Source organism: Aeromonas sp. ASNIH4 (genome assembly GCF_002934425.1).
Taxonomy (GTDB): Bacteria; Pseudomonadota; Gammaproteobacteria; order Enterobacterales; family Aeromonadaceae; genus Aeromonas; species Aeromonas hydrophila.
Genome location: NZ_CP026217.1, coordinates 3,145,885 through 3,169,841 on the forward strand (window position 1 = coordinate 3,145,885; position 23,957 = coordinate 3,169,841).

Sequence of the window (23,957 nt, forward strand, 5' to 3'; positions counted from 1 at the left end):
CCGTCATCTTCATAGAATCCCCTCCATACACTCGCTCGGAGGTCCAATGCAGATCCACGCTCTACAATCACTCGTCAATCAGCAGATCAATCAGCTCGGCCATGCCGATCAGGCAGGCCGCCTCGGCAACCAGGGCCATACCAATACAGGGGCGGGCATCTCCTCCCAGGAACGGACATTTGCCCAGACGGTCCTCGAACAGGTGCGCAACATCTCCCTCAATCAGCAGGAGGTGGCGGGCTTGCTGCCCCATATCGCCAACTTCAAGCTGCAACAAGAGACGGGCGGCAATGCCGTTCTCGCCGGGCTGCGTTCAGACCAGCTCTCCCTCGCCGATGCCAAACTGCTGCTGGATGCCGCCGCTCGTCAGCTGCCGCCACCAGTGCCGGATCGGGCCGCCAAGCCTGCTCCGGCTATCCCGGCACGCACCCAGAACAACACAGTGGATCTGTGTCACCACTTCGCGGGACAGGATGTGCAGGTATTGGCCAACAAACCCGCTCCAGGCACCAATACAGTCGCCATCTGGCCCAGTGCCAGCAAACCTGGGCAATTTGGCATCTTTCTTCCCGGCGAGGGGATGAAACATGCACCGACCCTGGCCGATGCCAAGAGTCAGCTGAGTGCCTACAACGCCAGCCAGCTCACCAAACAGCTGGAAGCGCGTTGGGGCGGTGCCGTCAGCGTGCTCGCTGAAAAGCCGGCGGCCAGCTTTGACCGTCCGGCGATCTGGCCAAGTGCCAGCAAACCAGGCAGTTACGGTATCCACCTGCCGGGCAAGAGTGCCATGCGGGCAGAAGATCTTGCCAAGGCCGACAGCCTGTTTGCCAAAAATGGTGTTGCCGTTCGCCTGAGCGATGGCCAACACATCAAGGTCAATGGTACCAATCTGCCTGAAGCAGCACGTGTTTCCCTTGAGCGGCAACATCAGATCGCCATCACCCCCATCACCATCAATGGCAAGGAGATCGCCTATCTGTTCAGCGGTCAACAGCAGCTCAACCGGAATGTGCTGTTCTCCTCCCACGGCAGTGGCGTCAATGAGGGCACCTTTACCAAGCCGGAGGGGATCGAATTTGACTTTGCCTCGACCCGCAACAATGTGCTGGTCTCCAACACCATGGCCTTCGCCGAGAAGCTCAAAGACGGGCTGGTAGCATTCAAGGAAGAGAGCCAGATCTACGACACCCTTAGCCGGGAGGCAACCAACTACCGGCTGGATGGCGGCATTCGCACCCAGCCGGAGCAGGCGGCCGAGCTGATCGGCAGAATGAATCGCAACGGCGCCGATCAGCCTTTTGACTTCGTGCTGCTCAACCGTGAGGCCAAGGGCGTTCACTTTGCCGACCTGCTACAAGGGTTCAAGGACACGCTGGGGTGGCTGCCCGATCAGCTGGTCTGCCACTTCTGCCGCCCGCAGGATGAGAACAAGGGCCGCTTCAACGTCAGCAACAACTATCTGGGATGAGTCACGCCATGAACCTTTATACCACTCGACTCGGCGAACTGGCGGCACACCTCGACATCGGGGCCATAGAGCAGGATGAAACGGGCCATGCCTGTCTGACACAGGACAAGCTCTGGGCCATCCATCTGGCCCCGCTCGGTGAGGAGAGCATGGTCATGTTCCTGCGCGCTGGCACCCTTGCTGGCGAGGTGCAGGCCCGGGCGCTGCTGCGAGGCAACCTCTTCAGTGCCGAGCACGCCATCATACGGGTGGCTCTGGGGCAGGACGATCACCTGATCCTCTGGTCTCAACAACGCCTCGAGTCGACCAATGCCGAGCAGCTCCATCAGGCCTTGGGGCAACTGGTGGCACGTGCGGTGGCGCTAACCGGAGAAATGGATGCCCCCTCGTCTACCAGCATCCCGCCAAGTCTGAGGGTATGACCAGTCGCCAAGGTGGCACGGGTGCCTTGCCCTGTGACTAGCAAGCCCGGTGATGGTGTCCGCTTGCCAGCACCAAAAGCTGCCACCCGCCATCCCCCGTGGGGCGGCGACCTAACCGGACGAGGCCACCTGCGGGTGGCCTCGTCTTTTGTCGGGTTCGAGAGAGCCCGTTCACCTCTGCTGTACGACGCCGGCTTGTGATCCTCTTCACGCTTCGCGGCCGGATCCCGCCAAACTAGGAAATTTTCCTACCCCCCCTAGGGATGGCTCTCACGCCATTTGCAGCGCGCCTCATTAAAGTCACGCTACCTGATGTCGTTACCCGACCCGCGCCATGGCGCAAGGGACGGGCATGGGTTCAATCGACAGGGGCTCGCCGCGCACCGCGCCCGCTTCCTGTTGTTCTTTCCGTGGCGTGACCTCCAACTCCAATCAAAAAGGGAGGAACGCGGCGGAAACAGCGTCTATCTCGCAGAGGATGAACGAAGATGTTTAAACTGCTCGAACAGGTCCGGGTCCCCACCCTGAACCTGCCGGTCGAAGCCCGGCGCAAGCTCTGGTTCAAACCGTTTATGCAATCCTATCTGGTTGTGTTCATCGGTTACCTGACCATGTATCTGATCCGCAAGAACTTCAACATTGCGCAGAACGACATGATCCAGGAGTACGGTCTCTCCATGACCGAGCTCGGCATGATCGGCCTTGGCTTCTCCATCACCTACGGGGTGGGCAAGACCATCGTCTCCTACTATGCCGATGGCAAGAACACCAAGCAGTTCCTGCCGCTGATGCTGATCCTCTCCTCCCTCTGCATGCTGGGCTTCAGTGCCAGCATGGGCGGCACGGGTTTCAGCCTCTACCTGATGATCTTCTTCTACGCGGCCAGCGGTTTCTTCCAGAGCTGTGGCGGCTCCTGCAGCTACTCCACCATCACCAAGTGGACGCCCCGCAACAAGCGCGGCACCTACCTCGGCATGTGGAACCTCTCCCACAACGTGGGCGGGGCCGGTGCGGCCGGGGTGGCGCTGTTCGGTGCCAACTACCTGTTCGATGGCAACGTGCTCGGCATGTTCATCTTCCCCTCCATCATCGCGCTGATCGTCGGCTTCATCGGCCTGCGCTTTGGTAGCGATTCGCCGGAAGCCTATGGTCTGGGCAAGGTGGAAGAGCTGTTTGACGAAGTGGCCAGCGAAGAGGATATCGCCACCGAAGAGCAGCAGCTGACCAAGTGGCAGATCTTCGTCAAGTACGTGCTGATGAACAAGGTGATCTGGCTGCTCTGCTTTGCCAACATCTTCCTCTACGTGGTGCGCATCGGTATCGACCAGTGGTCCACCGTCTATGCCCACCAGGAGCTCGGTTTCTCCAAGGAAGTAGCCATCCAGGGCTTTACCTTCTTCGAAGTGGGCGCCCTGGTCGGTACCCTGATGTGGGGTTACCTCTCTGACCTGGCCAACGGTCGCCGTGGTCTGGTGGCCTGCGTGGCACTGGCACTGATCATCGCCACCCTGGGGCTCTATCAGCACGCCACCACCCAGTTCATGTTCCTGGGCTCCCTGTTCCTGCTGGGCTTCCTGGTGTTCGGTCCGCAGCTGCTGATCGGCGTGGCTGCCGTGGGCTTCGTGCCCAAGCAGGGCATCAGCGTGGCCGATGGCGTCAAGGGCACCTTCGCCTACCTCATCGGTGACAGCTTCGCCAAACTGGGTCTGGGCATGATTGCCGACGGCACCCCCATCTTCGGCCTGACCGGCTGGACCGGTACCTTCGCGGCGCTGGACATGGCCGCCGCCGCCTGTCTGGTGCTGATGGCCTGCGTCGCGGTTGCCGAAGAGCGCAAGATCCGCCGAATCAAGCGGGAGCTGAAAGCTGCCACACTGGCCACCCAGTCCGCCTGATCCAGCGCAAACTGAAAGCCGCCACCCTGGCGACCCAGTCCGCCTGAGCCCCGGCATCCGCCCGGTCGCACGGTTTCACTCCGTAGTGTGCATTCGGCCCGCCCTCTGGCGGGCCGTTTTTTATCCCCTCTTTTCCCCACTTGTCCCTTTTGGGGCCGTGAAAATGCTCACCCCTTGCCCATCCCTTCAGCAGAGCGCAGTCGGGATCCCATTTTTGCCTCCGCCCCTTTGGCAAGGCCGCCCCTTGGCGCTATCTTGTTGCCCCACCCGAACTTGCCGTGAGAGCCCATGAAGATCCTCGCCGTCACCGCCTGCCCCACCGGCATCGCCCATACCTACATGGCCGCCGAGGCGCTGCAAAAAGCCGCCGACAAGCTGGGGCTCAAGATCAAGGTCGAAACCCAGGGGGCCATGGGGCTGGAGAACATCCTCACCGCCCGCGACATCGCCGGCGCCGATCTGGTGCTGATCGCCTCCGATATCGAGATTGAGCAGAAAGATCGCTTCCTCGGCTGCCCCATCCACCAGGTCAAGCTGGAGGCGGTGCTGCTCGATGCGGTGGCCGTGCTCAAAGCCGCCGCCCCCGGCGTCTGAATGCTGATCCGCGAGATCTCCTTTCACTGCCGGCTGGGGCTCACCATCACCCAGGCCAAGCAGTTGAGTCGGCTGGCCGGGCTGTTCAAGTCCCATATCCAGTTCATCAACGTCACCCGCCGTCAGGCGGTAGAGGCGACCAACCAGCTCTCCCTGCTCACCCTGGCCACCCAGCCCGGCGATCTCTGTCTGCTGCTGATCGAGGGGCTGGATGCCGAGCTCGCCCACATGGCCTTCACCTGCTGGTGCGTGGAGCTGGGCCAGCCGCTGGGGCGCCCCGGCAGCGCCGCCCTGGCCGAGCAGCGCCTGGGCCAGGCCCTGCCCGACTATTGCTTCACCCTGGCCCAGCTTGGCCATGCCACGGCGCCCCTCGACAAGGCCCAGGCACTGGCGGTGCTGGTGGATCTGCTGCCCGCCGCGCTGATAAGCGACAGGCCAGCGCTGGAGCAGGCCATCGCCGCCCGCGAGCAGCTGGCCGCCACCATCATCTGGCCCGGACTCGCCATGCCCCATGTCATCTGCCCCGCCATCCGCCGCCCCGCGCTCTCGCTGCTCAGCAGCAGCGAGCCCATCGAGTGGGGCTCCGCACTCGGGCCGGTGCAAACCCTGATTTTGCTGGCGGTGCCCACCGGTCTGGCTCCCGAACAGTTGCGCCCCCTCACCCGGCTGGCCCGCGCACTGATGGACGAGCAGGTGGGCACCGCATTGCTGCACGCGAGCTCCCCCCCCGCCCGTCAGGCCATCGTCATCGACGGCCTGCTCGGCTGAGCGGCTGGCCTCCCGTCCCCGTCGTTCATGCCCGCGACAGCCCCCTGTGGTACACTCGCCCTTCCTCTGTTTTTGGTATGCATGCGATGAAATCAGCCCGCCCCCGTCTCTCCCTCTCCGCCCGTCCCGACGCAGGCCGCACGGCCAAAGGGCCCGCCACTGCACGCCCATCCCAACGCCGGAAAGCGCAACACGTCATGAGAGACAAGGAGGGCGAGCGCAAACCGGCCCCCACCCCGGCCGATCGCAAGCTGCTGCTGTTGAACAAGCCCTACATGGTGCTCTGTCAGTTCACCGACGAGGCAGGCCGCGAGACCCTCAAGGATTACATCACCGAGCCCGACATCTATGCCGCGGGCCGGCTCGACCGCGACAGCGAGGGGCTGTTGCTGCTCACCAACGACGGCAAGCTGCAGGCGCGCCTCACCCAGCCCGGAGAGAAGACCCCCAAGACCTACTGGGTGCAGGTGGAAGGAGTGCCGAGCGAGGAGAAACTGGCGGCCCTGCGTGCCGGCGTGGAGCTCAACGACGGCATGACCCTGCCCGCCGGGGCGCGCATCATGGAGGAACCGGCCGTGTGGCCGCGCAACCCGCCCATACGGATGCGCAAGGAGATCCCCGCCTGCTGGCTGGAGATCAAGATAGTGGAGGGGCGCAACCGCCAGGTGCGGCGGATGACCGCCCACATCGGTCACCCCACCTTACGCCTTATCCGCTACGCCATCGGCGAGTGGACCCTCGATGGGCTGGCACCGGGGGAGAGCCGCGCCCTGCCCGCCCCCGAACTGGCCCCGGCGCCACGGCCAACTGCCACACAAGGGAAAGCGCGGACATCCGCCAAGCCGCAAGGGACAGGCAGCCACAGCGCACCGCGAGCGGCTCGCCGCCCCCAGCATCAGGGCCAAGAGCAGGCACCCGGCCAAGGGCGGGGCAACCGTGAGGCCGAGCCGCGCCCCGGCCATCGCAGCGGCGGGCGCACCACCGCCCGTCGCCCGGCCCGCAGCAAGCCGTCGGAATAACACGAGTAAGCCATTTGGCCAGCATGCCGTCACCTGAACAGCACACTTGAATACAGCGCCCCGCCGGGGCACAGCCAACCAGACAAGGAGTCCCTATGAGCGATCACCCGCCGCTGCCCACCCGCCTCACCGTGGCCGCCCTGGTCCACTGGCAGGGCCGCTTCCTGCTGGTGGAAGAGGAGATCAAGGGCCAGCGCCGCTTCAACCAGCCCGCCGGCCATGTGGAGCCGGGGGAAGATCTCATCCAGGCGGCCTGCCGCGAGCTGAAGGAGGAGACCGGGCTCACCGCCGCTCCCACCGCCTGGCTCGGGGTCTATCTCTACAAGCCGGCGGACAGCGAGGCCACCTTTGTGCGCACCGCCGTCATCTTCGACCTTGAAAAGGCGCCGGGTCAGCACCATCCAGAGGATCCTGACGGCGACGTGCTGGCCTGCCACTGGCTCACCCTGGCGGAGATCGCCGAGTGCAAACCAGCCCTGCGCAGCCCCCTGGTGTGGCAGTGCATTCAGGACTATCTGGCCGGCACCCGCTTGCCGCTGTCGGCCCTCAAGGCCTTTATATAAGAGCCGTTGGAAGCTCTTTTTGACGCGTTCGGGCCGAGATAAGAAAAACGATTTCCTGCTGCCGGGTTCCTGATGGGAACGGCGGCATGGATATGTGACCGGGGGCGCGAAATTCTGGTAGAATACGCCCCGTTTAAACGAACTGGTAACTTCGACTAATGACAGACAACAGCCAAATCAAGGTGATCGTCGGCATGTCCGGCGGCGTGGATTCTTCCGTCTCGGCCTACCTGCTCCAGCAGCAGGGCTATCAGGTCGAAGGCTTGTTCATGAAGAACTGGGAAGAAGACGACACGGACGAGTACTGCTCTGCCGCCCAGGATTTGGCTGATGCCAAGGCCGTCTGCGACAAGCTGGGGATGAAACTCCACACTATAAACTTCGCCGCCGAGTACTGGGATAACGTGTTCGAGCACTTCCTCGAAGAGTACAAGGCTGGCCGTACGCCGAACCCCGATATCCTGTGCAACAAGGAGATCAAGTTCAAGGCGTTCCTGGAGTTTGCCGCCGAAGAGCTGGGGGCCACCTACATCGCCACCGGCCACTATGTGCGCCGTGACGACAGCACAGGCCGCCCGCGCCTGCTGCGCGGTCTCGATACCAACAAGGATCAGAGCTACTTCCTCTACACCTTGAGCGAAGCTCAGGTGGGTCAGAGCCTGTTCCCGGTCGGCGATCTTGAAAAACCCGAGGTGCGCCGCATCGCCGAGCAGCTCGATCTCATCACCGCCAAGAAGAAAGACTCTACCGGCATCTGCTTTATCGGTGAGCGCAAATTCAAGGACTTCCTGGCCAAGTTCCTGCCCGCCCAGCCCGGCCCCATCGAAACCGTCGATGGCAAGGTGATCGGCGAGCATCAGGGCCTGATGTACCACACCCTGGGCCAGCGCAAGGGGCTTGGCATCGGTGGTCGCAAAGATGCCACCGAGGAGGCCTGGTACGTGGTCGACAAAGAGGTGGAACGCAACACCCTGGTGGTGGCGCAGGGCGAACATCCCCGTCTCTACTCCGATGGCCTGATCGCCAGCCAGCTGCACTGGGTGGATCGCACCCCCATTCGCGCGCCGCGCCGCTGCACCGTCAAGACCCGCTATCGGCAGGAAGATATCCCCTGCCTGATCCAGCCCATCGACGATGAGACCATCCGGGTCATCTTCGGCGAGAAACAGGCTGCGGTCACCCCGGGTCAGTCCGCCGTCTTCTACGACGGGGAAGTGTGTCTGGGCGGCGGCATCATCGAACAACGTTTCAGCCATCCGGTCTAAGGGCTGGGGCGCTCACGAGCGTCTGCGCTGAACTCCCTTCTCCCCTCGAGGGAGAAGGGTTGGGGATGAGGGGGTAACCACCCTCACCCTGACCCTCTCCCTGAGGGAGAGGGGACAAAGATAAAACAGCACAAGGCAGCGATACATGATTGGCAACTTCCAGGCCGGATCATGGCGTCGGCCGGTGAATGAACAGAACAGGGCTGTGAAGATATGAGCGACAAATTCCAAGACAGAACCATGGCCTTTGCCGGCATCTGCCAGGCCGCCTATCTGGTGCAGAAGGTGGCCCGTGACGGCAGCTGCGACGAAGCGGCCCTGCGCGAGAGCCTCTCCAGCATTCTGGTGACCAACCCGAGCCAGCCGCTCGAGGTGTTCAACAACACCCACCTGGCCATTCGCGACGGCTACCGCGCGCTGGTCGAGCAGCTGGGTGCCGACGGCAGCCAGAAGAATGCCGAGCTGACCCGCTACGTGGTGAGCCTGATCGCGCTGGAGCGCAAGCTGGCCAAGCGCAAGGACATCCTCAACATGCTGGGTGAGCGGATCAGCCAGATTGGCCGCCAGCAACAGCACTTCGATCTGCTCGACGAGCAGATCCTGGCCAACATGGCGAGCATCTACAGCGACCTCATCAGCCCGATCGGGCCCAGAATCCAGGTGGCGGGTACCCCGCTGTTCCTGCAGCAGCCGTTGGTGCAGCACAAGGTGCGCGCCCTGCTGCTGGCCGGCATCCGGGCCTGCGTGCTGTGGCGTCAGCTCGGCGGCAGCCGCACCCAGATCATCTTCGCTCGCAAGAAGATGGTGGAGCTGGCCAAACGTTACTAAATAATCGGCTCGCGCGCGGGCCGAGGGACGACAGCAAGGCGGTCAGCCGCATATCCCCTTGCTGACACCCAGGGCCCACGCGTGAGTGGATACGGATCCCCCACACCAATCATCAGGAGTTCACCCCATGGAGCTGTCCGCGCTGACTGCTGTTTCCCCGATTGACGGTCGTTATGGCGACAAGGCCGATGCCCTGCGCCCTATCTTCTCCGAATTCGGCCTGCTGCGTTTTCGCGTCGAAGTCGAGGTGCGCTGGTTGCAAAAACTGGCCAGCCACGCCGGGATCCCGGAAGTCCCAGCCCTGAGCGCGGCCGCCAGTGCCCTGCTCGACGGCATAGTACAGAGCTTCAACGAGCAGGATGCCGCCCGCATCAAACAGATCGAGCGCACCACCAACCATGATGTGAAAGCGGTGGAGTACTTCCTGAAAGAAAAAGTCGAAGTGAACCCGGAGCTGGCCGCCATCGCTGAGTTCATCCACTTCGCCTGCACCTCGGAAGACATCAACAACAACTCCCACGGCCTGATGCTGAAAACCGCCCGCGAAGAGGTCATCAAGCCTTACTGCGAGAAGCTGATTTCCGAACTCAAGCGTCTGGCCGTTGAGTACCGCGACATGCCGCTGCTGTCCCGTACCCACGGTCAGCCGGCGACCCCGAGCACCATGGGCAAGGAGATGGCCAACGTCGCCTACCGTCTGGAGCGCCAGTACAAGCAGATCATGGCGGTGGAGATCCTCGGCAAGATCAACGGCGCGGTCGGCAACTACAACGCCCACATCAGCGCCTACCCGGATGTGGACTGGCACCAGTTCTCCGAGGAATTCGTCACTTCCCTCGGCCTTTCCTGGAACCCCTACACCACCCAGATCGAGCCGCACGACTACATCGCCGAGCTGTTCGACGCCATGGCCCGCTTCAACACCATCCTGATCGACTTCGACCGCGACGTATGGGGCTACATCTCCCTGGGCCACTTCAAGCAGCGCACCATCGCCGGCGAAATCGGCTCCTCCACCATGCCGCACAAGGTCAACCCCATCGACTTCGAGAACTCCGAAGGCAATCTGGGTCTGGCCAACGCTGTGTTCCAGCATCTGGCCTCCAAGCTGCCCATCTCCCGCTGGCAGCGTGATCTGACCGACTCGACCGTGCTGCGCAACCTGGGTGTGGCGGTGGGTTACTCCCTGATTGCCTATCAGGCGACCCTCAAGGGTATCTCCAAGCTGGAAGCCAACGACGCCGCCATGGCTGCCGATCTGGATGCCAACTGGGAAGTGCTGGCCGAGCCGATCCAGACCGTGATGCGCCGTTACGGCATCGAGAAGCCCTACGAGAAGCTCAAAGAGCTGACTCGTGGTCGCCGCGTCGATGCCGAAGGGATGCGTACCTTTATCGACACCCTGGCGTTGCCGGAAGCGGTCAAGGTTGAGCTGAAGAAGCTGACCCCGGCCAACTATATCGGCGACGCCCAGCGTCTGGTCGATCTACTGAAATAAACGGATAAATGACACCACCGGGGCCCTGTGCATGATCTGCAACAGGGCCCCGGTTATTTTATGTGGCACCCTATACACCCTTTGCAAGAGGTCTTGCCCGAGGCCAGCCACCGCTTCCGGCAAGACCTCTCTTGACCTTTGTCGAACCCTTTGACGAGAAGATCTATGTACCAACTCAATCTGGATATCGCTCACTTCCTCGAGCACTACTGGCAGAAGCGCCCACTGCTCATCAAGGGCGGCTTCACCGACTTTCAGGATCCCATCAGCCCGGACGAGCTGGCGGGTCTTGCCATGGAAGAGGTGATTGAATCGCGCCTGGTCACCCGCTTCAACAACAAGTGGGAGGCGGCTCACGGCCCCTTCGAATCCTACGATCACCTGGGTGAAGAGAACTGGACCGTGCTGGTGCAGGCCTGCAACCACTGGGCCCCCGAGGTGAACGAACTGGCGCTGCCGTTCCAGTTCATCCCCGGCTGGCGCTTTGACGATGTGATGGTGAGCTTCTCCACCCCTCACGGCGGGGTCGGTCCCCACATCGACAACTACGACGTCTTCATTACCCAGGGCCAGGGCAAGCGCCACTGGCGCGTCGGCGATGCCAAGCCCTTGAACGAGTTCGCCGCCCACGCGGCCCTGCTGCACTGCGAGCCGTTCGAGGCGATCATCGACGTCATCATGGAGCCGGGCGATATCCTCTACATCCCGCCTGGATTCCCCCACGAGGGCTACGCCATCGAGCCGTCCCTGAACTTCTCGGTGGGCTTCCGCGCACCGGATGCCAAGGCGCTTATCTCCTCCTTTGCCGATCACCTGATCGACAACGAGGTGCGCACCGAGCGTTACGGCGATGCCGACCTCAAGCCCCGTGCCCGCCACGGCGAGATCCAGCCCCACGAGCTGCACCGTCTGCGCGAGCTGATGCAGCAGGCCCTCGATGACGAGACCCTGTTCAAGGAGTGGTTCGGCACCATGATCTCCGAGGCCAAGCACGATCTGGACGTTAATCCGGTGGAGCCGGACTACAGCGCCGAGGAAGTGGCCGATCTGCTGACCCAGGGCGAGCCCGCCATCAAGGTGCCGGGCCTGCGCACCGTCTGGTTCAGCGGCGAGAGCCAGCAGTGCTACATCGACGGCGAAGCCTGGACGCTGCAGAGCGAAGATGCGGCAGCCATTTCGCTCTTATGCGACAAGGACATGGTCACCCAGGCCGACATGGTGGAGCTTGCCGATCAGGCCGGCTTCCTGCAACTGTTGACCCGGCTGGTCAACCGCGGCTACTGGTTCTTCAGCTGAGCTGACGGACAGAGGTAAAAAAGGCGCCCGAGGGCGCCTTTTTTGTTATTTGCAACCGATTTGGATACATCTGGTTTTCGTACATGGGCCGGTTCAATAGTGACGACTCATGGCCAAGCGATGGACAAGGGAGTCACCTCCGCTATTTCGGAATAAACGCATTCTTGTAGAAGGATCGGAATCCATTGTCCGGTACCTGAAACTCAACCCCGTTGTACAATGACAATGAGGCATCATCAGTCTTGTTCATAATTGCGCCATAGCGGGCATAACCACTTTTGCCATCGTGATACATAAAGTCCATCCGCGAAACCAGATCGCTGGTTTTCTTGAACAACCTGCCAACAATCGGCGAGTCTGAGGACAGGGGATTATTGATGGTCCGCAGTAATTTCATACGGGTATAGTCACCATTGTCATCCCGGGTCAGCAGATAATGGTAGCGGGTCTCGGGAGCCTGCAGACCATTTAACCGATAGATCAAATTCACGTTGGTACCGAGTGCCAGTGCATTCAGGCCATAGGTTATCGGTGCATCACGCTGACCGACAAAGTCAGAGATTATCCTGCGCGCTACACCAGCTTTCACTTGATAGATATGTCGGGTAGTGAAGATAAGGAACATGGTCTCATCAAGGCCATTGATGGCAACCACATCCAGCGGATATTCTTGCCACTCCAGATTTAATTGACTCGTCAGCTCATTGCTGTTTGTCGGGGCATCTTCCAGATGAGACGTCAAGAAAGCGCGTGAAAAGCTTGAGTTGTTTCCCAGTGCCACAAATATAGCAGAGCGACTATTATTGCTTGCCTGACTCTCAACGGCATGCAAGCAGGTCTGCAAATCACTCCCTGGCCGCCAGTTACTGATCGGTGTGGTGGCTCCCGCAGTGAAGAAATTCGATATATTTCCGTAACCTGGCTTCTGAATATTGGCAAAGTTATAAATCCTGCCATTTCTCGGCGAGGTTACCAGAGCCCCTGGCTGAGTATAAATCGGATTATCATGATCAGCGATACTTGGGACATAATCCCAATCGGTATTCATGGTCCTTGCATCGAATGCGCACACCAGAGTACGCTTCCAGTAACTGGACACCCGGCAAATATATGCACCAAGATCTTCATACTCAAGCCCTCGTGGCTTAATATATTCGTTGGTATATCTCGCGATCGGGGTAGGTTTGACCTCTTCTTTTTTGAGTAAGGTGTAGATCCACTGGGCAATGGCCACCACTATGCCTATCACCGCGACAATGATGCCCAAGGGGCCGGCAATGGCAAACCCCATAAAAGAGGCAATGGCGACACCCAACGCCACCGTGGCGACCAACATATTGATTGCCGCAAATATAATATCCCCAATATCGCCGCCCTCAACAGCCTGATACAGGTTATACGCGGCCAGGGCCGCCCCCAGTGCCGCCAAGCCAACAAAACATATATTGATAACCCGAGTGATATTTTGCGTGGCGAGAAACATCTTGCTGGCGATCTGCCGCTCCAGCACATTCGTGAGATGCTGGCCTTTGGCGGTAAGGTTGCTCAAGAATTGACTGAATTTTCCCATATTGATGGCAATGCTATTGATGATGCCTTCACCATTGCCATAAATAAACATGGTCACTTTATCAAGGAACCGACCGAGCTGGATCAGATTCAAGGTCACATCAAACAGGGCTGCCCCCAACTCCATCAAAGGAACAGGGTTGCTCCATTCCTCCCGATCGGTGGCCGTCAACCAGGTAAAATTGCCCACCCCCAGCAACAAGGTGAACACGGAAAGGAATGAATCTATGGGGAAGGCCGCGGGAGCCACACCGGAGAAGGCTGTGGGAGCCATACTGCCCGCCGTCCCTGCCAGAGCAGGATATCGTTGAAGAATACGCTGCCGAGCCCCCTCATCCTGCAAGGTGCTCGTTCTCAGGTTCAGATTATTCAGTTCATGCCAGAAGCTATCCGGACTATTCTGGTTGAAGAAATTGTTCCAGAAGATGCGCTGCGTACCGCTTTCATTTCTCAGCAAGGTCACCACATCATCGAAATTCCTCCTGTTGGCCAGGACTGTGTATTTCTCGCTTTGCTGACCCCAGCTCATGTTCATGGCAAACCCGCTGTAAACAGATCCCGCCATGGTACGTTCAAATTTTTTCAGCTCATCTTCGGTGATGCGACGACCGGATGAAATATTGAGCGCTCTTACTTTATTGATGGTGTTGTACACTTGCCACATCGCCTTTTCAAACGATGAGCCTGACCCCAGATACTCCTGAACTTTAAAAGAACTGATAAGTTCGTCTAATACCTCATTCTTGGAGTAGTGTTCGATAAGTTGACGAGCCCAGCTTTCCCCCCCTGCTTTGTAGGCGGTTAACTTTCCATTTTGACAATAATGGGTGGCAACAGAGTATAGCTGATCGATAATCTCCTTAAACTGCGCCCCCTTTTCTGCTTGCTTGATATTCGCATTTACCTTCACCATATCCCAAGAGTTATACAGCTTCCGGTCAGCTACTGTGACATTGGTTTGCTTGCTATATGAGTTCTGTAACAGGCCACTCACGTACTCAACCATATTATCGGTAAAATAGCGTCGATTGCTGCTGTAAATAGCATTGACCGAGCTGATGCCATCACTCATTGTCAGCACATTATTATTAGGCTTCATGCCAGGGCCCAATGCTTCGCTTAATGAGCTGTTCTGATACTGGAATTCGTACTTCATCAACTCTTGAAACATCACCTGGGCAAGATATTGCGCTTCATCGGTTTCTTGTACAAAGTTGACCCGATTTGAATCAACGGCGGGCTGGTTAGACGCCATCACGTAAAAATTGATCGCATCCAGCTCAGCAAAATTGCCACTATTCAAAACAGCAATGGCAGCCTTCACCGGGGCAGGAAAAACGCTGCCAGCTGCCAGACCAATCAGCGACATGGAGGAAAACGTCAGAAAATCACGACGTCCTTGTGAAACCTCACGATGGATTATTGCTGAAAGTTTTTTCATATAATATATCCCTATCAGTGCTCAATTTCTTCCAGATTGCCCGATATTTTCAGACAATAGCTGGGCAGGCCATATCATCATGACCGAGCATATGGTGGTTGTTCTTGGGTGTAAGATGAAGACAGGTTACCGCGTCAGCATTATTGATATGCAAACGAGAGCAACGCTATCGATATATAAGACAAGGGCGGGCATGAATAATTAAAGCCATGGCAATCGCACCTGGCCCCCTTGTTTATATATTCAACAACCTACCTTTACATCCTCATTTGAGTCAAGCATCAATAATGAGGTCAAACCAAAAAATGTTACCCGTTAGACAAAAGCAGATCTTTCCGATAAAAAAAATTGTAACAAGACATTGCAACAATATACCTCCGGAAAAAGTAACGGCCAGCCCTCAGGCAGCAGACCCCATATTCAGAGAATATGGTGGCGCGCTCCATATATCCCGACACGGATTCAAGAGGTGTTTGCTCAATGGCATGGGCGTGGATACTGCCCAGGATGATGGAGCGGAGGAGCACAACGACTCATCGCTTATTCAAGGGGAAAGGCGCAGCACCTAATGCTCATGCAGATAACAAAACGGCAGCCCGCAGGCTGCCGTTTGCGTTGCTCATTGTTCTTCGGGAAGCTCGTCAAACAGCGGGTGGTAGAGCACTTCGCCCTGCATCCCGCTCAGGCCGCCTTCCTGCAGCTCCATCGCCATGAAGCAGTCGGCGGGCACCTCGTAGATGCAGTGCAGGCCGAACTCGCTGGCGGGGCGAAAACCGAAGCGGCTGTAATAGGTCGGGTCACCCAGCACCACCACCGCCTTCCAGTCCATCTCCAGCGCCGTATCCAGCCCCTCGCGTACCAGATCCGACCCTATGCCCTGCCCCTGCCAATCGGGATGGACCGCCACGGGCGCAAGACCGAGCCAGGGCCCTTCCATGCCGTTAATGGTGATCGGGCTCAGCATCAGGTGCCCCATGAACTCGTACTCCTCCTCCTCGACCATGGTCACCACGGCGGCGCCACATTCGCGCAGGCGGTTGACCAATTCGGCCTCGTCGGAACGGCCAAAGGCGGCGCTCACCAGGTCATAGACCGGCAGCATGTCGCCGGGGCGCTCGGTTCTCAGCATACAGCGTTACTCCTCGTACAGCAGAGCGGGCATTATTCCACAAACTGACCGCCGCCCTGAGCACCTTTGTCGAGAAATGGGAGGGTGGACTCAGGAAACCGCACGGTCAGCAGGCGCAGCAGTGCTTGCAGATCGCTCGGTTGCAGGGTGGTGATGGCCGCCCGATAGGCCGCAAACAGCTCGGCATCCCCCAGCTCCAGCCAGCTCAGCGTCTGGTCTGGTCCGCGATGCCAACGTCCAGCCAACTCGTCGATGAGGGCGGGCAACTCCACCAGCAGCCAGAGCTGGTGATAACGGCGACTGACAGCCTCCCCCTGTGTGTTCTCGCCGCTCGCCCGGCGGGCCAAGGTGCCCAGCCAGTCGAGCCGCTGACGCCGCTCCACCAGCGTGAGCGGTGCCGGCCCCTGACGCTGCAGGCTGGCCAACTGCTGCAGATAGGCCAACCCTTGCTCTTCACAGTCCTTGAGCAGCAACCCCCGGTACAGATAGAGCTGGTCCGGCTCGGCCTGCGCCAGCGCCGCCTGATCGTGATACTCCACCGCCAGCGGCCCATCACTCTCCTGCTCGGGCAGGGTGTCGACAGCCAGTTCACTTTCTGGCTCCGACTGCGCCAGGAAGAGGGCCAGCCGCCTCGGCTCACTCTCCTCGGCGCCTGCTTGCAGGATGGCCGCCACCACCCGTTCGTCGGCCAGCAAGGGGGCCAACTGCCGTATCAGCGGCGCCGCGAGCGTCTGGCTTCGCTCCAGTTGCCAGTAGCTCACCTCGCACGGCGGCTGACCACTCAGCTCGCGCCGACCGCAATAGCGCATGCCCAGCTTGGCCATCACCCGGCCGGAGGCCAGATTGCCTGGCATATGGCGGGCGGTCAGCACCGGCAGTTGCAGCCGCTCGAACGTAAAGGCCTTGACCAGCCGGGCGGCCCGGGTCGCCAGCCCGCGATTTTGCCAGGGCACGCCCACCCACCAGGCGAGCTCGCCGTTCCAGTGCAGCGAGATCACCCCCACCAGCGGCGTCTGGCCCTCCCCCGCCGGCAGGGTCAGCGCCCAGCTCCAGCCCAGCCCGAGCGCCGCCTTGCGCCAGCAGCCGGCCAGCCAGTCGCGAGCCGCCTCCGGCGGGTAGGGATGGGGGATGTTGAGGGTGTAGCGGGCGAGCGCCGCATCGCTGCAATAGCGCACTACATCGGCCTCATCGCGCGCCAGCAGGGGACGCAGTTGCAGGGCAGGCCCCGACTGCGAGGCGAGCTCGGCCAGCACCGGCACCGTCAGGCGGCGGGCTAGCAGGCGGTTGAGCACGGCGCCCAGATCGTCTTGCGCCGTCAACGTCAGATCGGCGCCCTGTGGCCCCAGCGTCAGCAGCCCCTCCTCCCGGGCCAGGGTCAGCAGGGAGGCCGAGCCGCTGATGAGGATCTGGCGGCTCGGATCCCTCGCGGGCTGGGCAGGCAAGTCACCATCCAGCCAGGCGGCCAGCAGCGAGCTGGCCGAACGCACGCCATCGGGCGGACAACAGGACCAGAGTCCGCCGGTATCGCTCGGCAAACACTCATCGGCCTTGCTCTGCAGCAGCAGCCAGCGCCCCCCCTGCCGTTGCCAGGCCTGCAGCACCGGCGCCCAGTGGGGCTGCCACAGGGCCCGCTCGATCAGCAGCTCCATCAGCCGGCCTGGCAGGCAGCCGGCAGGCTCAGGTGACGGGGATGGGCTTCGATACGGGCGATCCAGTCGCGAATTGCTGGCCAGCCCTGCAGCGAGAAGATCCCCTCCTCCGCCACATGGGTGTAAGCGTAAAGCGTGATGTCGGCGATGGTCAGGGAGTCACCGCACAGGTAGGGACTCTGTTTGAGCTGCTGCTCCAGCACCGCCAGCGCCTTCTCGCCGCCGGCTTTGAGCCCGTCGAGGCGCGCCTCTTGGGACTCCGGCCGCCCCAGATAGTGCACGATGAAACGGGCTACCGCGATATAGGGCTCATGGCTGTACTGCTCGAAGAACAGCCACTTGAGCACTTCAGCCTGCTGACGCGGCTCGGTCGGCCACAGGGGCGAGCCCTGCGCCAGATAGAAGAGGATGGCGTTGGATTCCGCCAGGGTATCGCCGTGGGCCAGCTCCAGCACCGGGATCTTGCCGTTGGGGTTGATGGCCAGAAAATCGGGAGTACGAGTCTCCCCCGCCAGCACATCCACCGGCACCCAGTCGAGGGGCAGTTCAAGCCAGCGAGCCAGCAACCAGGGCTTGTAGCAGTTGCCGGACTTCAGATCGCCATACAGACGCATACAGACTCCTTGTCAGCGGCAGCGGGCACTCAGGGCGCCAGCCGCTCGATGTGCCAGCCTTCCCCCTCACGGGTGTAGTAGAAACGGTCGTGCAGGCGATGCTCGCCCCCCTGCCAGAATTCGACCGTGTCGATCCGCACCCGAAAACCGCCCCAGAAGCTTGGCAGCGGCACTTCGCCATTGGCAAACTTCTGCTTGAGCTCGAGGAATTTGGCCTCCAGCACGCCGCGCGCCGAGATCCGGGTCGACTGCTGGGAAACCCAGGCGGCGATCTGGCTGTCCTTGGGGCGGCTGTGGAAGTACTTCATCACCTCGAAGGTGCTCATTTTCTCCACCCGGCCGGTCACATGCACTTGTCTATCCAGCGTGTGCCAGGGAAACAGCAGGCTGATGCGGGGGTTGCCCTCCAGCTGATGCGCCTTGCGGCTGCCCATGTTGGTGTAGAACACCATGCCCTCGGCATCGTAGTGCTTGAGCAGCACGGTGCGCTGCCAGGGCTGACCGTCGGCATCGACGGTGCCCACCACCATGGCGGTGGGATCGGTCAGCTTGGCCTCGCACGCCTGCGCCAACCACTTCTCGAACAGGGCGAGGGGCTCGGCCGGCAGATCGGCCCGGTGCAATCCACCCCGGGTGTATTCGCGGCGCAGATCGGCTACATCCATCATCTTGATTTTCCTTCTCTCTTTGCCGCCCATGCGGCCATGCGTGCTGGCATTGTGCGACGAGCACGCCATGGGTACAAGCCTTGTGACCGGCAAATGGCGGCTGCAAAAAAGAGGGAGGCTCACGCCTCCCTCCCTTGGTATACCCTTCGCACGCTCTTGGTACGCGCAGGCTTATTGCTTGCCAGAGGCAGCAGGACAATGCGCCAGCATGCGCCGGTTGTAATCGGCCGCGTAGGCCGCCAGCTTGGCTTGGGCCTCTTCCTGCCCGGGCTTGATGACATCCCCCAATCCATCGAGGTAGCGCACGCCACAGCGGGTCTTGGCCGAGGCCTGCTGCTCCGGTGCGATGCCGGGCGCCACCTCGCCGCGCCCGGCCCGCACGATCAACCGGTAATCCTGCTTGGCCAGACTGGCGCTGACCGCCTGCTCCAGGGTATCCGCATCGGCCTGACAGCCGCCAAGCAGGGACACCAGCACCAGCCAGCCAGCCCTCATCCGCGCCTCCGTTGCCAACCCAGCAGGGCCAGCGCCAGAGTCCAGAGACCGAGGGCGCCACCACCACCGCCGCCACCACCCGAACTGCCACCACTTTGGACGACCGGCAGCTTGGCCGGACTGATGGCGAAGAAGATGTTGTCGCTGCAGGCCACCTTCAGGCGGGCGGCGCTGGCCAGATCCGCCGGCAGGGTGACGGTGGCTGCGCCGCTGTTGGGCTGACTGACCGCCAGATTGCTCCAGCTGGTCCCCTCGTTCTGGGTGATGAACAGATCCACCTTGCTGCAGCTGATCGGCGCCAGCGTGGTGCCGGCCACATCCCAGCCGACCACCTGGCTTGCCCCCGGCGTCAACGCCACCCCAAGCGGGGCGGTCAGCCGGAAGGCGCTGCCGGTGTTGACCACCTGAACCTTCATGTCGTCGCTGGCGACACCGCCCTTGCCATCACGCACCGTCAACCGGAAGTTGAGATCCCGGTTGGTGGTGGGCCAGGCCTCGCCCTTGGCGAGCGTGCCCGAGAGCAGAGAGGGCAGGCTCGGCAGGATCCGCTCCGGCGAGCTGATGGGGGACACGAAACGGAACAGCGGCCGGCTGCCATCGTCCACCATGGTGGCCGGGCTGCTCGACTCCGTGCCCAAATCAATCTGCTCCCAGGTGTAGGTCAGGGGATCCCCGTCCAGATCGGCGCCGGCCCCCTTGAGCACGAACGGCGTGTTGGCCGGAATGATGCGGCTGGCCCCGGCCGCCGCCTGGGGCGCATTGTTGACGAGGTTGAGGGTAGTGCCGCAGGCCGGCACGGTCGCCATGTGCGCTCGCATCTGCTCGATGGACTTGCTGTGGAAATAGGGGTCGCTGTGGGGCTGGATGTTTTCGTCCCCGCAGATCCCGGCATAGGCCATGATGGAGGTGCCGCTGCCCGGCTCCCAGGCTTGGGTCGCCTCCCGATTGCCGCTGCCACAACTGTTGGTGGTACCGTTGAAGGTGTGGTCGGCGCCGAACTGGTGGCCAATCTCATGGGCCACGTAGTCGATAAAGAAGGCATCCCCCACCGGGGTGGCCGAGCCGGTCATGCCCTGCGAACGGGTGGCGGTACAGAGCGCACCGAGATTGGCCAGCCCGCCGCCCCCGGTATTGACCACATGGCCGATGTCGAACTGTCCAAGCGGCGCACTGGGCAGGGTCTGGGCATTGGCCTGCACCACGCTGTTGATGTCGACGTCGGCATCACCATTGGTGAAGGGATCGCTGGCCGGATCGATAAAGATGATGTTGTCGTTGCCGCTGGCCAGCTGAAACTCGGCCCCTACGTCGCGCTGGTACACCTCGTTGACCCGGTTGAGCAGGGTGGCGATAGCCGCGGTGGCCAGCACCTTGGAGCCCCCGTGGAACTGGGTGTACTCCCCCGCCGCCGAGATGGCGATGACGTAACGCTTGCGCACGTTGCCATCCACCTGCACCTTGTGCGCCAGCGCCCTGCTGGCCTCGCTGCCGATAACCTTGTCCGCGTCCTCCTCCAGCCGGCTGTAGGCATCCTGCTGGTAATAGACGGCATAACCGTCGGCATTGCGCAGCGGGTCGACGAACACCGTCTTGCCCTGATGGGTGAACATGGCGTGAAAGCCCAGCGGCCCCAGGTCAAAACGTCCCGTCTCTACCGGTGCTGCCGGGTTATGGCCCTTGAAGGTCAGGATCTCGGGGAATTTGGCCGCCTGATCGGCCGGCAGCAGATCATAGGCTTGCAGGGTGAAGGTCACCTCTCCCCCGTCGGGCAACGGCAGGGTCAGCGAACGGGCCCCGGCCTGCAGGCCGGCAAAATAATCGATGGGCACCTTGGCGACCCGAAACTGGTTGGCCCGCACTTCATAGCCGTCGGCGGCGCTGGCGCGCGCCGCCACCGTGTCCCACTCCTTGGCCGCGAGGCCACCCGAGCTCATCAGGCTGGCTACCACCAGCGCCAAGGGAGAAAATTTCATCAACTGCATCTTTTTAGTCCTTTTAAATGCACTCACCCAAACTGCAACTGGCATCATTCGCCTGCCGCCCTGCTTAGTCCAGCACCACCTGGCGGATATTCCCCGAATGGGGAGTGTTGCACCAACCCTGTCTAGCCCCTATCATTGCGCGGATTTATCAGTTTTTGAGCCGCGTCACCATGACGACGGTTCGTCTTTATCTGACCAAGGTTAATCTCATGCTCAAATCCCCACTGTTGCCCCGTTTCGGGGACCTGGTCGTTGCCATTGTTGACGATGTGCTGGGCCAGGGTCTCACCCTGGACCGCGCCTATGCCCGTCACTTCTCCGGCATCGAACTCAAACCGCAAGAACAGGCAAGGATTGCCCTGGTCACCGGCGATCTGCTGCGTCGCCTCAGCCTCTATTGCGCCCTGACCGGCATCCAGGTCCGTCAGGCCGAGAAGAACGTCTGGCCGCTGCTGCACAGCTGGCACGCTTTTCACAAGATAGCCCAACCCAACCATCCGACGCTGGATCGCTTCAATGAAGAGGCGTTTCGTCGTCGTCTGACCGAAGCCAAGAAGAACCCGGTGCTGATGGATGGTTGCCCGACCTGGCTGGAAAAACTCGGCAGCGAGCAACTGGGCGAAGCCTGGCCTGCCGAGCGTGCCGCGCTGGCCTGGATGCCCAAGCGTTATCTGCGGGTCAACAGCCTCAAGTGCACCCGTGAAGAGCTGCAGGCCGCACTGGCCAAAGAACAGGTCACCACCATTCCAGTGGAAGGGGTCGACTCAGCCCTGCAAGTGACCTCGGATGCCGCCCTGTTTCGTACCAAGGCCTTTGCCGATGGCTGGTTCGAGCAGCAGGATGCCGGCTCCCAGCAGGTTGCGGCCGCGCTGGAAGTGAGCCCCGGCATGCGCGTCATCGATGCCTGCGCCGGTGCCGGTGGCAAGACCCTGCATCTGGCCGCCATGATGGAGGGCAAGGGCCGCCTGCTGGCGATGGATGTGGAAGAGTGGAAGCTCGAAAACCTCAAGCAGCGCGCCCGCCGCGCCGGGGCCCACAACGTGGAGACCCGGGTGATCACCAGCAGCAAAACCGTCAAGCGCCTCAAAGAGAGTGCGGATCGCGTGCTGCTGGACGTGCCCTGCTCCGGCCTCGGCGTGCTCAAGCGCAATCCGGATGCCAAGTGGCGCGACACCGCCGAGCGGTTGCCGGTACTGGTTGCCTTGCAGGCGGAGATCCTGCAGCGCTACAGCCAGATGGTGAAGGTGGGTGGTCTGCTGGTCTATGCAACCTGTTCCATCCTGCCGGAAGAGAACCGTCAGCAGGTGGACAAGTTCCTCGCCGCCAATGAAAACTACCGCCTGCGGGATGACCACACCGTCAGCCCGGCCGCCACCGGCTTCGATGGCTTCTACATGGCACGCATCGAACGCATCGCCTGATGCTTGTCGTGACATAAAGTTGTGAAATAAAAAAGGGGAGCCAGTGGCTCCCCTTTTTGCATGATGCAGCTGCTGCCTTATTCGGCGGCGGCGTCATCCTGCTTGTGTTTGGCGGCAGTTTCCTTGATCAGGGTCTGCAGCTCGCCGGCCTGGAACATCTCGATCATGATGTCGCAGCCACCGACCAGCTCACCTTCCACCCACAGCTGGGGGAAGGTCGGCCAGTTGGCAAACTTCGGCAATTCGGCGCGGATATCCGGGTTTTGCAGGATGTCGACGTAAGCAAACGGCTCGCCACAGGACATCAGGGCCTGGGAGGCCTGGGCAGAGAAACCGCAGCTGGGTAGCTTGGGGGAGCCCTTCATGTACAGGATGATGGGGTTTTCAGCCAGCTGCTGTTTGATCTTTTCAATAGTTTCCATAGGTGCCTCACTAGAGCGATTTCGGCGGCCATTCTACTGCAATCCGGGCAGACCACAAACTGGCAAACCACCTCGGATGCAAGAAGTGATGAATCAATACGCCGCAGCTTGATCCGGATCATGGCGAGAATCAAGAGTTGTTAGCCCATCTTTGATGCTGGTACAATCGATGGGCTTTGGGCCATCTGGCCCCCTTATTTCAAGAACAATTCTTTTCAAGATAGAAAAGAGTACGCAATGTCTTGCAACCGTCGCCTTCGCACGGCCAGCCAATGGAGAGTAGAAAATGGCATTCGAACTTCCCGCTCTGCCCTATGCAATCAATGCTCTGGAACCGCACATCTCCCAGGAAACTCTGGAATACCACCACGGCAAGCACCACAACACCTATGTGGTCAACCTGAACAACCTGGTGCCGGGTACCGAGTTTGAAGGCAAGTCTCTGGAAGAGATCATCAAGACCTCCACTGGCGGCATCTTCAACAACGCCGCCCAGATCTGGAACCACACCTTCTACTGGCACTGCCTCTCCCCGAACGGCGGTGGCGAGCCCACTGGCGCCCTGGCTGATGCCATCACCAAGGCGTTCGGCTCCTTCGCCGAGTTCAAGGATGCGTTCACCAAGTCTGCCATCGGCAACTTCGGTTCCAGCTGGACCTGGCTGGTGAAAAAGGCTGACGGCTCCCTGGCCATCGTCAACACCTCCAACGCCGGTTGCCCGCTGACCGAAGCCGGTACCACTCCGCTGCTGACCGTCGACCTGTGGGAACACGCCTACTACATCGATTTCCGCAACCTGCGTCCGAAGTACATGGAAACCTTCTGGACCCTGGTCAACTGGGAATTCGTGGCCAAGAATCTGGCTGCCTGATAGCCCCCGTTCTTGCCAAAACGCCCCGCTCTTGCGGGGCGTTTTTTATGCCTGTGCAACAGCAGAGACGAAAAAGGCGC

Annotated in this window: 21 protein-coding genes; 13 read left to right on the top strand and 8 right to left on the bottom strand. The window is 60.9% G+C overall.

Annotation, left to right across the window (positions count from 1 at the left end; genetic code table 11):
- Positions 1-46 precede the first annotated feature (46 nt).
- The 11 genes from C2U40_RS14420 to C2U40_RS14470 all read left to right on the top strand — a co-directional run bounded on the left by C2U40_RS14420 (position 47) and on the right by C2U40_RS14470 (position 11,616).
- A complete protein-coding gene (locus C2U40_RS14420) occupies positions 47-1,468 on the top strand; it encodes a hypothetical protein (RefSeq protein ID WP_103827853.1) in 1,422 nt (473 codons plus the stop codon).
- A gap of 8 nt (positions 1,469-1,476) precedes the next feature.
- A complete protein-coding gene (locus C2U40_RS14425) occupies positions 1,477-1,890 on the top strand; it encodes a CesT family type III secretion system chaperone (protein ID WP_158656444.1) in 414 nt (137 codons plus the stop codon).
- A 488-nt stretch (positions 1,891-2,378) separates the two neighbouring features.
- On the top strand, positions 2,379-3,785 hold the full coding sequence (uhpT, locus tag C2U40_RS14430) for a hexose-6-phosphate:phosphate antiporter (RefSeq protein ID WP_024943880.1): 1,407 nt from the start codon (positions 2,379-2,381) through the stop codon (positions 3,783-3,785).
- 288 nt (positions 3,786-4,073) lie between these two features.
- A complete protein-coding gene (locus tag C2U40_RS14435; protein WP_103827855.1) occupies positions 4,074-4,379 on the top strand; it encodes a PTS fructose transporter subunit IIB in 306 nt (101 codons plus the stop codon).
- Positions 4,380-5,147: a PTS sugar transporter subunit IIA gene (locus tag C2U40_RS14440; protein WP_103827856.1), complete on the top strand. Its 768-nt coding sequence runs from the start codon at positions 4,380-4,382 to the stop codon at positions 5,145-5,147.
- 77 nt (positions 5,148-5,224) lie between these two features.
- The gene (locus tag C2U40_RS14445; protein WP_103827857.1) at positions 5,225-6,166 is read left to right on the top strand and encodes a pseudouridine synthase; all 942 of its coding nucleotides are present in this window, start codon (positions 5,225-5,227) and stop codon (positions 6,164-6,166) included.
- Positions 6,167-6,261: 95 nt separating this feature from the next.
- Positions 6,262-6,729, top strand: coding sequence for an NUDIX hydrolase (locus C2U40_RS14450; RefSeq protein WP_041217718.1), 468 nt, complete (start codon positions 6,262-6,264; stop codon positions 6,727-6,729).
- 158 nt (positions 6,730-6,887) lie between these two features.
- Positions 6,888-7,994 (top strand): tRNA 2-thiouridine(34) synthase MnmA, encoded by a 1,107-nt coding sequence (mnmA, locus tag C2U40_RS14455; protein WP_103827858.1) that lies wholly within the window; start codon positions 6,888-6,890, stop codon positions 7,992-7,994.
- Between the two features lie 213 nt (positions 7,995-8,207).
- Positions 8,208-8,822 carry a high frequency lysogenization protein HflD gene (gene hflD / locus C2U40_RS14460; RefSeq protein ID WP_005334622.1) on the top strand — a complete coding sequence of 205 codons (615 nt, stop codon included), beginning with the start codon at positions 8,208-8,210 and terminating at the stop codon, positions 8,820-8,822.
- A 127-nt stretch (positions 8,823-8,949) separates the two neighbouring features.
- Complete coding sequence (gene purB, locus C2U40_RS14465) at positions 8,950-10,320, top strand: adenylosuccinate lyase (RefSeq protein WP_103827859.1); 1,371 nt, start codon at positions 8,950-8,952, stop codon at positions 10,318-10,320.
- 165 nt (positions 10,321-10,485) lie between these two features.
- Positions 10,486-11,616 (top strand): ribosomal protein uL16 3-hydroxylase, encoded by a 1,131-nt coding sequence (locus C2U40_RS14470; protein WP_011705314.1) that lies wholly within the window; start codon positions 10,486-10,488, stop codon positions 11,614-11,616.
- A 142-nt stretch (positions 11,617-11,758) separates the two neighbouring features.
- On the opposite strand, the gene C2U40_RS14475 is transcribed toward C2U40_RS14470, so the two are convergent.
- The 7 genes from C2U40_RS14475 to C2U40_RS14505 form a co-directional block, all read right to left on the bottom strand.
- A complete protein-coding gene (locus tag C2U40_RS14475; protein ID WP_103827860.1) occupies positions 11,759-14,626 on the bottom strand; it encodes a hypothetical protein in 2,868 nt (955 codons plus the stop codon).
- A 619-nt stretch (positions 14,627-15,245) separates the two neighbouring features.
- The gene (locus C2U40_RS14480) at positions 15,246-15,755 is read right to left on the bottom strand and encodes a GNAT family N-acetyltransferase (protein WP_017409969.1); all 510 of its coding nucleotides are present in this window, start codon (positions 15,753-15,755) and stop codon (positions 15,246-15,248) included.
- Positions 15,756-15,787: 32 nt separating this feature from the next.
- On the bottom strand, positions 15,788-17,404 hold the full coding sequence (locus C2U40_RS14485; RefSeq protein ID WP_103827861.1) for a GNAT family N-acetyltransferase: 1,617 nt from the start codon (positions 17,402-17,404) through the stop codon (positions 15,788-15,790).
- Entirely contained in the window at positions 17,404-18,018 is a 615-nt protein-coding gene (locus C2U40_RS14490; RefSeq protein WP_103827862.1) for a glutathione S-transferase family protein, read from the bottom strand. Before C2U40_RS14490 ends, C2U40_RS14485 begins: the two co-directional genes overlap by 1 nt.
- A gap of 29 nt (positions 18,019-18,047) precedes the next feature.
- Positions 18,048-18,686 (bottom strand): pyridoxamine 5'-phosphate oxidase, encoded by a 639-nt coding sequence (pdxH, locus tag C2U40_RS14495; protein ID WP_011705310.1) that lies wholly within the window; start codon positions 18,684-18,686, stop codon positions 18,048-18,050.
- Between the two features lie 171 nt (positions 18,687-18,857).
- Positions 18,858-19,181 (bottom strand): hypothetical protein, encoded by a 324-nt coding sequence (locus C2U40_RS14500; RefSeq protein WP_044799532.1) that lies wholly within the window; start codon positions 19,179-19,181, stop codon positions 18,858-18,860.
- Positions 19,178-21,163, bottom strand: a complete 1,986-nt coding sequence (locus C2U40_RS14505; RefSeq protein WP_181014801.1) for a reprolysin-like metallopeptidase — start codon at positions 21,161-21,163, stop codon at positions 19,178-19,180. The genes C2U40_RS14500 and C2U40_RS14505 overlap by 4 nt, the downstream gene beginning before the upstream one ends.
- A 209-nt stretch (positions 21,164-21,372) precedes the next feature.
- Here C2U40_RS14505 and C2U40_RS14510 point away from each other — a divergent pair, with 209 nt between their 5' ends.
- A complete protein-coding gene (locus tag C2U40_RS14510; RefSeq protein ID WP_029303566.1) occupies positions 21,373-22,584 on the top strand; it encodes an RsmB/NOP family class I SAM-dependent RNA methyltransferase in 1,212 nt (403 codons plus the stop codon).
- Between the two features lie 77 nt (positions 22,585-22,661).
- On the opposite strand, the gene C2U40_RS14515 is transcribed toward C2U40_RS14510, so the two are convergent.
- Positions 22,662-23,006, bottom strand: a complete 345-nt coding sequence (locus tag C2U40_RS14515; RefSeq protein ID WP_010673955.1) for a Grx4 family monothiol glutaredoxin — start codon at positions 23,004-23,006, stop codon at positions 22,662-22,664.
- A 286-nt stretch (positions 23,007-23,292) separates the two neighbouring features.
- On the opposite strand from C2U40_RS14515, the gene sodB reads away from it, so the two are divergent.
- Positions 23,293-23,877, top strand: a complete 585-nt coding sequence (gene sodB / locus C2U40_RS14520) for a superoxide dismutase [Fe] (protein ID WP_011705306.1) — start codon at positions 23,293-23,295, stop codon at positions 23,875-23,877.
- Positions 23,878-23,957 lie beyond the last annotated feature (80 nt).

What these genes read in the sequence shown, in the direction of transcription:
- C2U40_RS14420 (WP_103827853.1), top strand. Translation starts at nt 47, where the DNA reads ATGCAGATCCACGCTCTACAATCACTCGTCAATCAGCAGATCAATCAG.
- C2U40_RS14425 (WP_158656444.1), top strand. Translation starts at nt 1,477, where the DNA reads ATGAACCTTTATACCACTCGACTCGGCGAACTGGCGGCACACCTCGAC.
- uhpT (WP_024943880.1), top strand. Translation starts at nt 2,379, where the DNA reads ATGTTTAAACTGCTCGAACAGGTCCGGGTCCCCACCCTGAACCTGCCG.
- C2U40_RS14435 (WP_103827855.1), top strand. Translation starts at nt 4,074, where the DNA reads ATGAAGATCCTCGCCGTCACCGCCTGCCCCACCGGCATCGCCCATACC.
- C2U40_RS14440 (WP_103827856.1), top strand. Translation starts at nt 4,380, where the DNA reads ATGCTGATCCGCGAGATCTCCTTTCACTGCCGGCTGGGGCTCACCATC.
- C2U40_RS14445 (WP_103827857.1), top strand. Translation starts at nt 5,225, where the DNA reads ATGCATGCGATGAAATCAGCCCGCCCCCGTCTCTCCCTCTCCGCCCGT.
- C2U40_RS14450 (WP_041217718.1), top strand. Translation starts at nt 6,262, where the DNA reads ATGAGCGATCACCCGCCGCTGCCCACCCGCCTCACCGTGGCCGCCCTG.
- mnmA (WP_103827858.1), top strand. Translation starts at nt 6,888, where the DNA reads ATGACAGACAACAGCCAAATCAAGGTGATCGTCGGCATGTCCGGCGGC.
- hflD (WP_005334622.1), top strand. Translation starts at nt 8,208, where the DNA reads ATGAGCGACAAATTCCAAGACAGAACCATGGCCTTTGCCGGCATCTGC.
- purB (WP_103827859.1), top strand. Translation starts at nt 8,950, where the DNA reads ATGGAGCTGTCCGCGCTGACTGCTGTTTCCCCGATTGACGGTCGTTAT.
- C2U40_RS14470 (WP_011705314.1), top strand. Translation starts at nt 10,486, where the DNA reads ATGTACCAACTCAATCTGGATATCGCTCACTTCCTCGAGCACTACTGG.
- C2U40_RS14475 (WP_103827860.1), bottom strand. Translation starts at nt 14,626, where the DNA reads ATGAAAAAACTTTCAGCAATAATCCATCGTGAGGTTTCACAAGGACGT.
- C2U40_RS14480 (WP_017409969.1), bottom strand. Translation starts at nt 15,755, where the DNA reads ATGCTGAGAACCGAGCGCCCCGGCGACATGCTGCCGGTCTATGACCTG.
- C2U40_RS14485 (WP_103827861.1), bottom strand. Translation starts at nt 17,404, where the DNA reads ATGGAGCTGCTGATCGAGCGGGCCCTGTGGCAGCCCCACTGGGCGCCG.
- C2U40_RS14490 (WP_103827862.1), bottom strand. Translation starts at nt 18,018, where the DNA reads ATGCGTCTGTATGGCGATCTGAAGTCCGGCAACTGCTACAAGCCCTGG.
- pdxH (WP_011705310.1), bottom strand. Translation starts at nt 18,686, where the DNA reads ATGATGGATGTAGCCGATCTGCGCCGCGAATACACCCGGGGTGGATTG.
- C2U40_RS14500 (WP_044799532.1), bottom strand. Translation starts at nt 19,181, where the DNA reads ATGAGGGCTGGCTGGCTGGTGCTGGTGTCCCTGCTTGGCGGCTGTCAG.
- C2U40_RS14505 (WP_181014801.1), bottom strand. Translation starts at nt 21,163, where the DNA reads ATGCAGTTGATGAAATTTTCTCCCTTGGCGCTGGTGGTAGCCAGCCTG.
- C2U40_RS14510 (WP_029303566.1), top strand. Translation starts at nt 21,373, where the DNA reads ATGCTCAAATCCCCACTGTTGCCCCGTTTCGGGGACCTGGTCGTTGCC.
- C2U40_RS14515 (WP_010673955.1), bottom strand. Translation starts at nt 23,006, where the DNA reads ATGGAAACTATTGAAAAGATCAAACAGCAGCTGGCTGAAAACCCCATC.
- sodB (WP_011705306.1), top strand. Translation starts at nt 23,293, where the DNA reads ATGGCATTCGAACTTCCCGCTCTGCCCTATGCAATCAATGCTCTGGAA.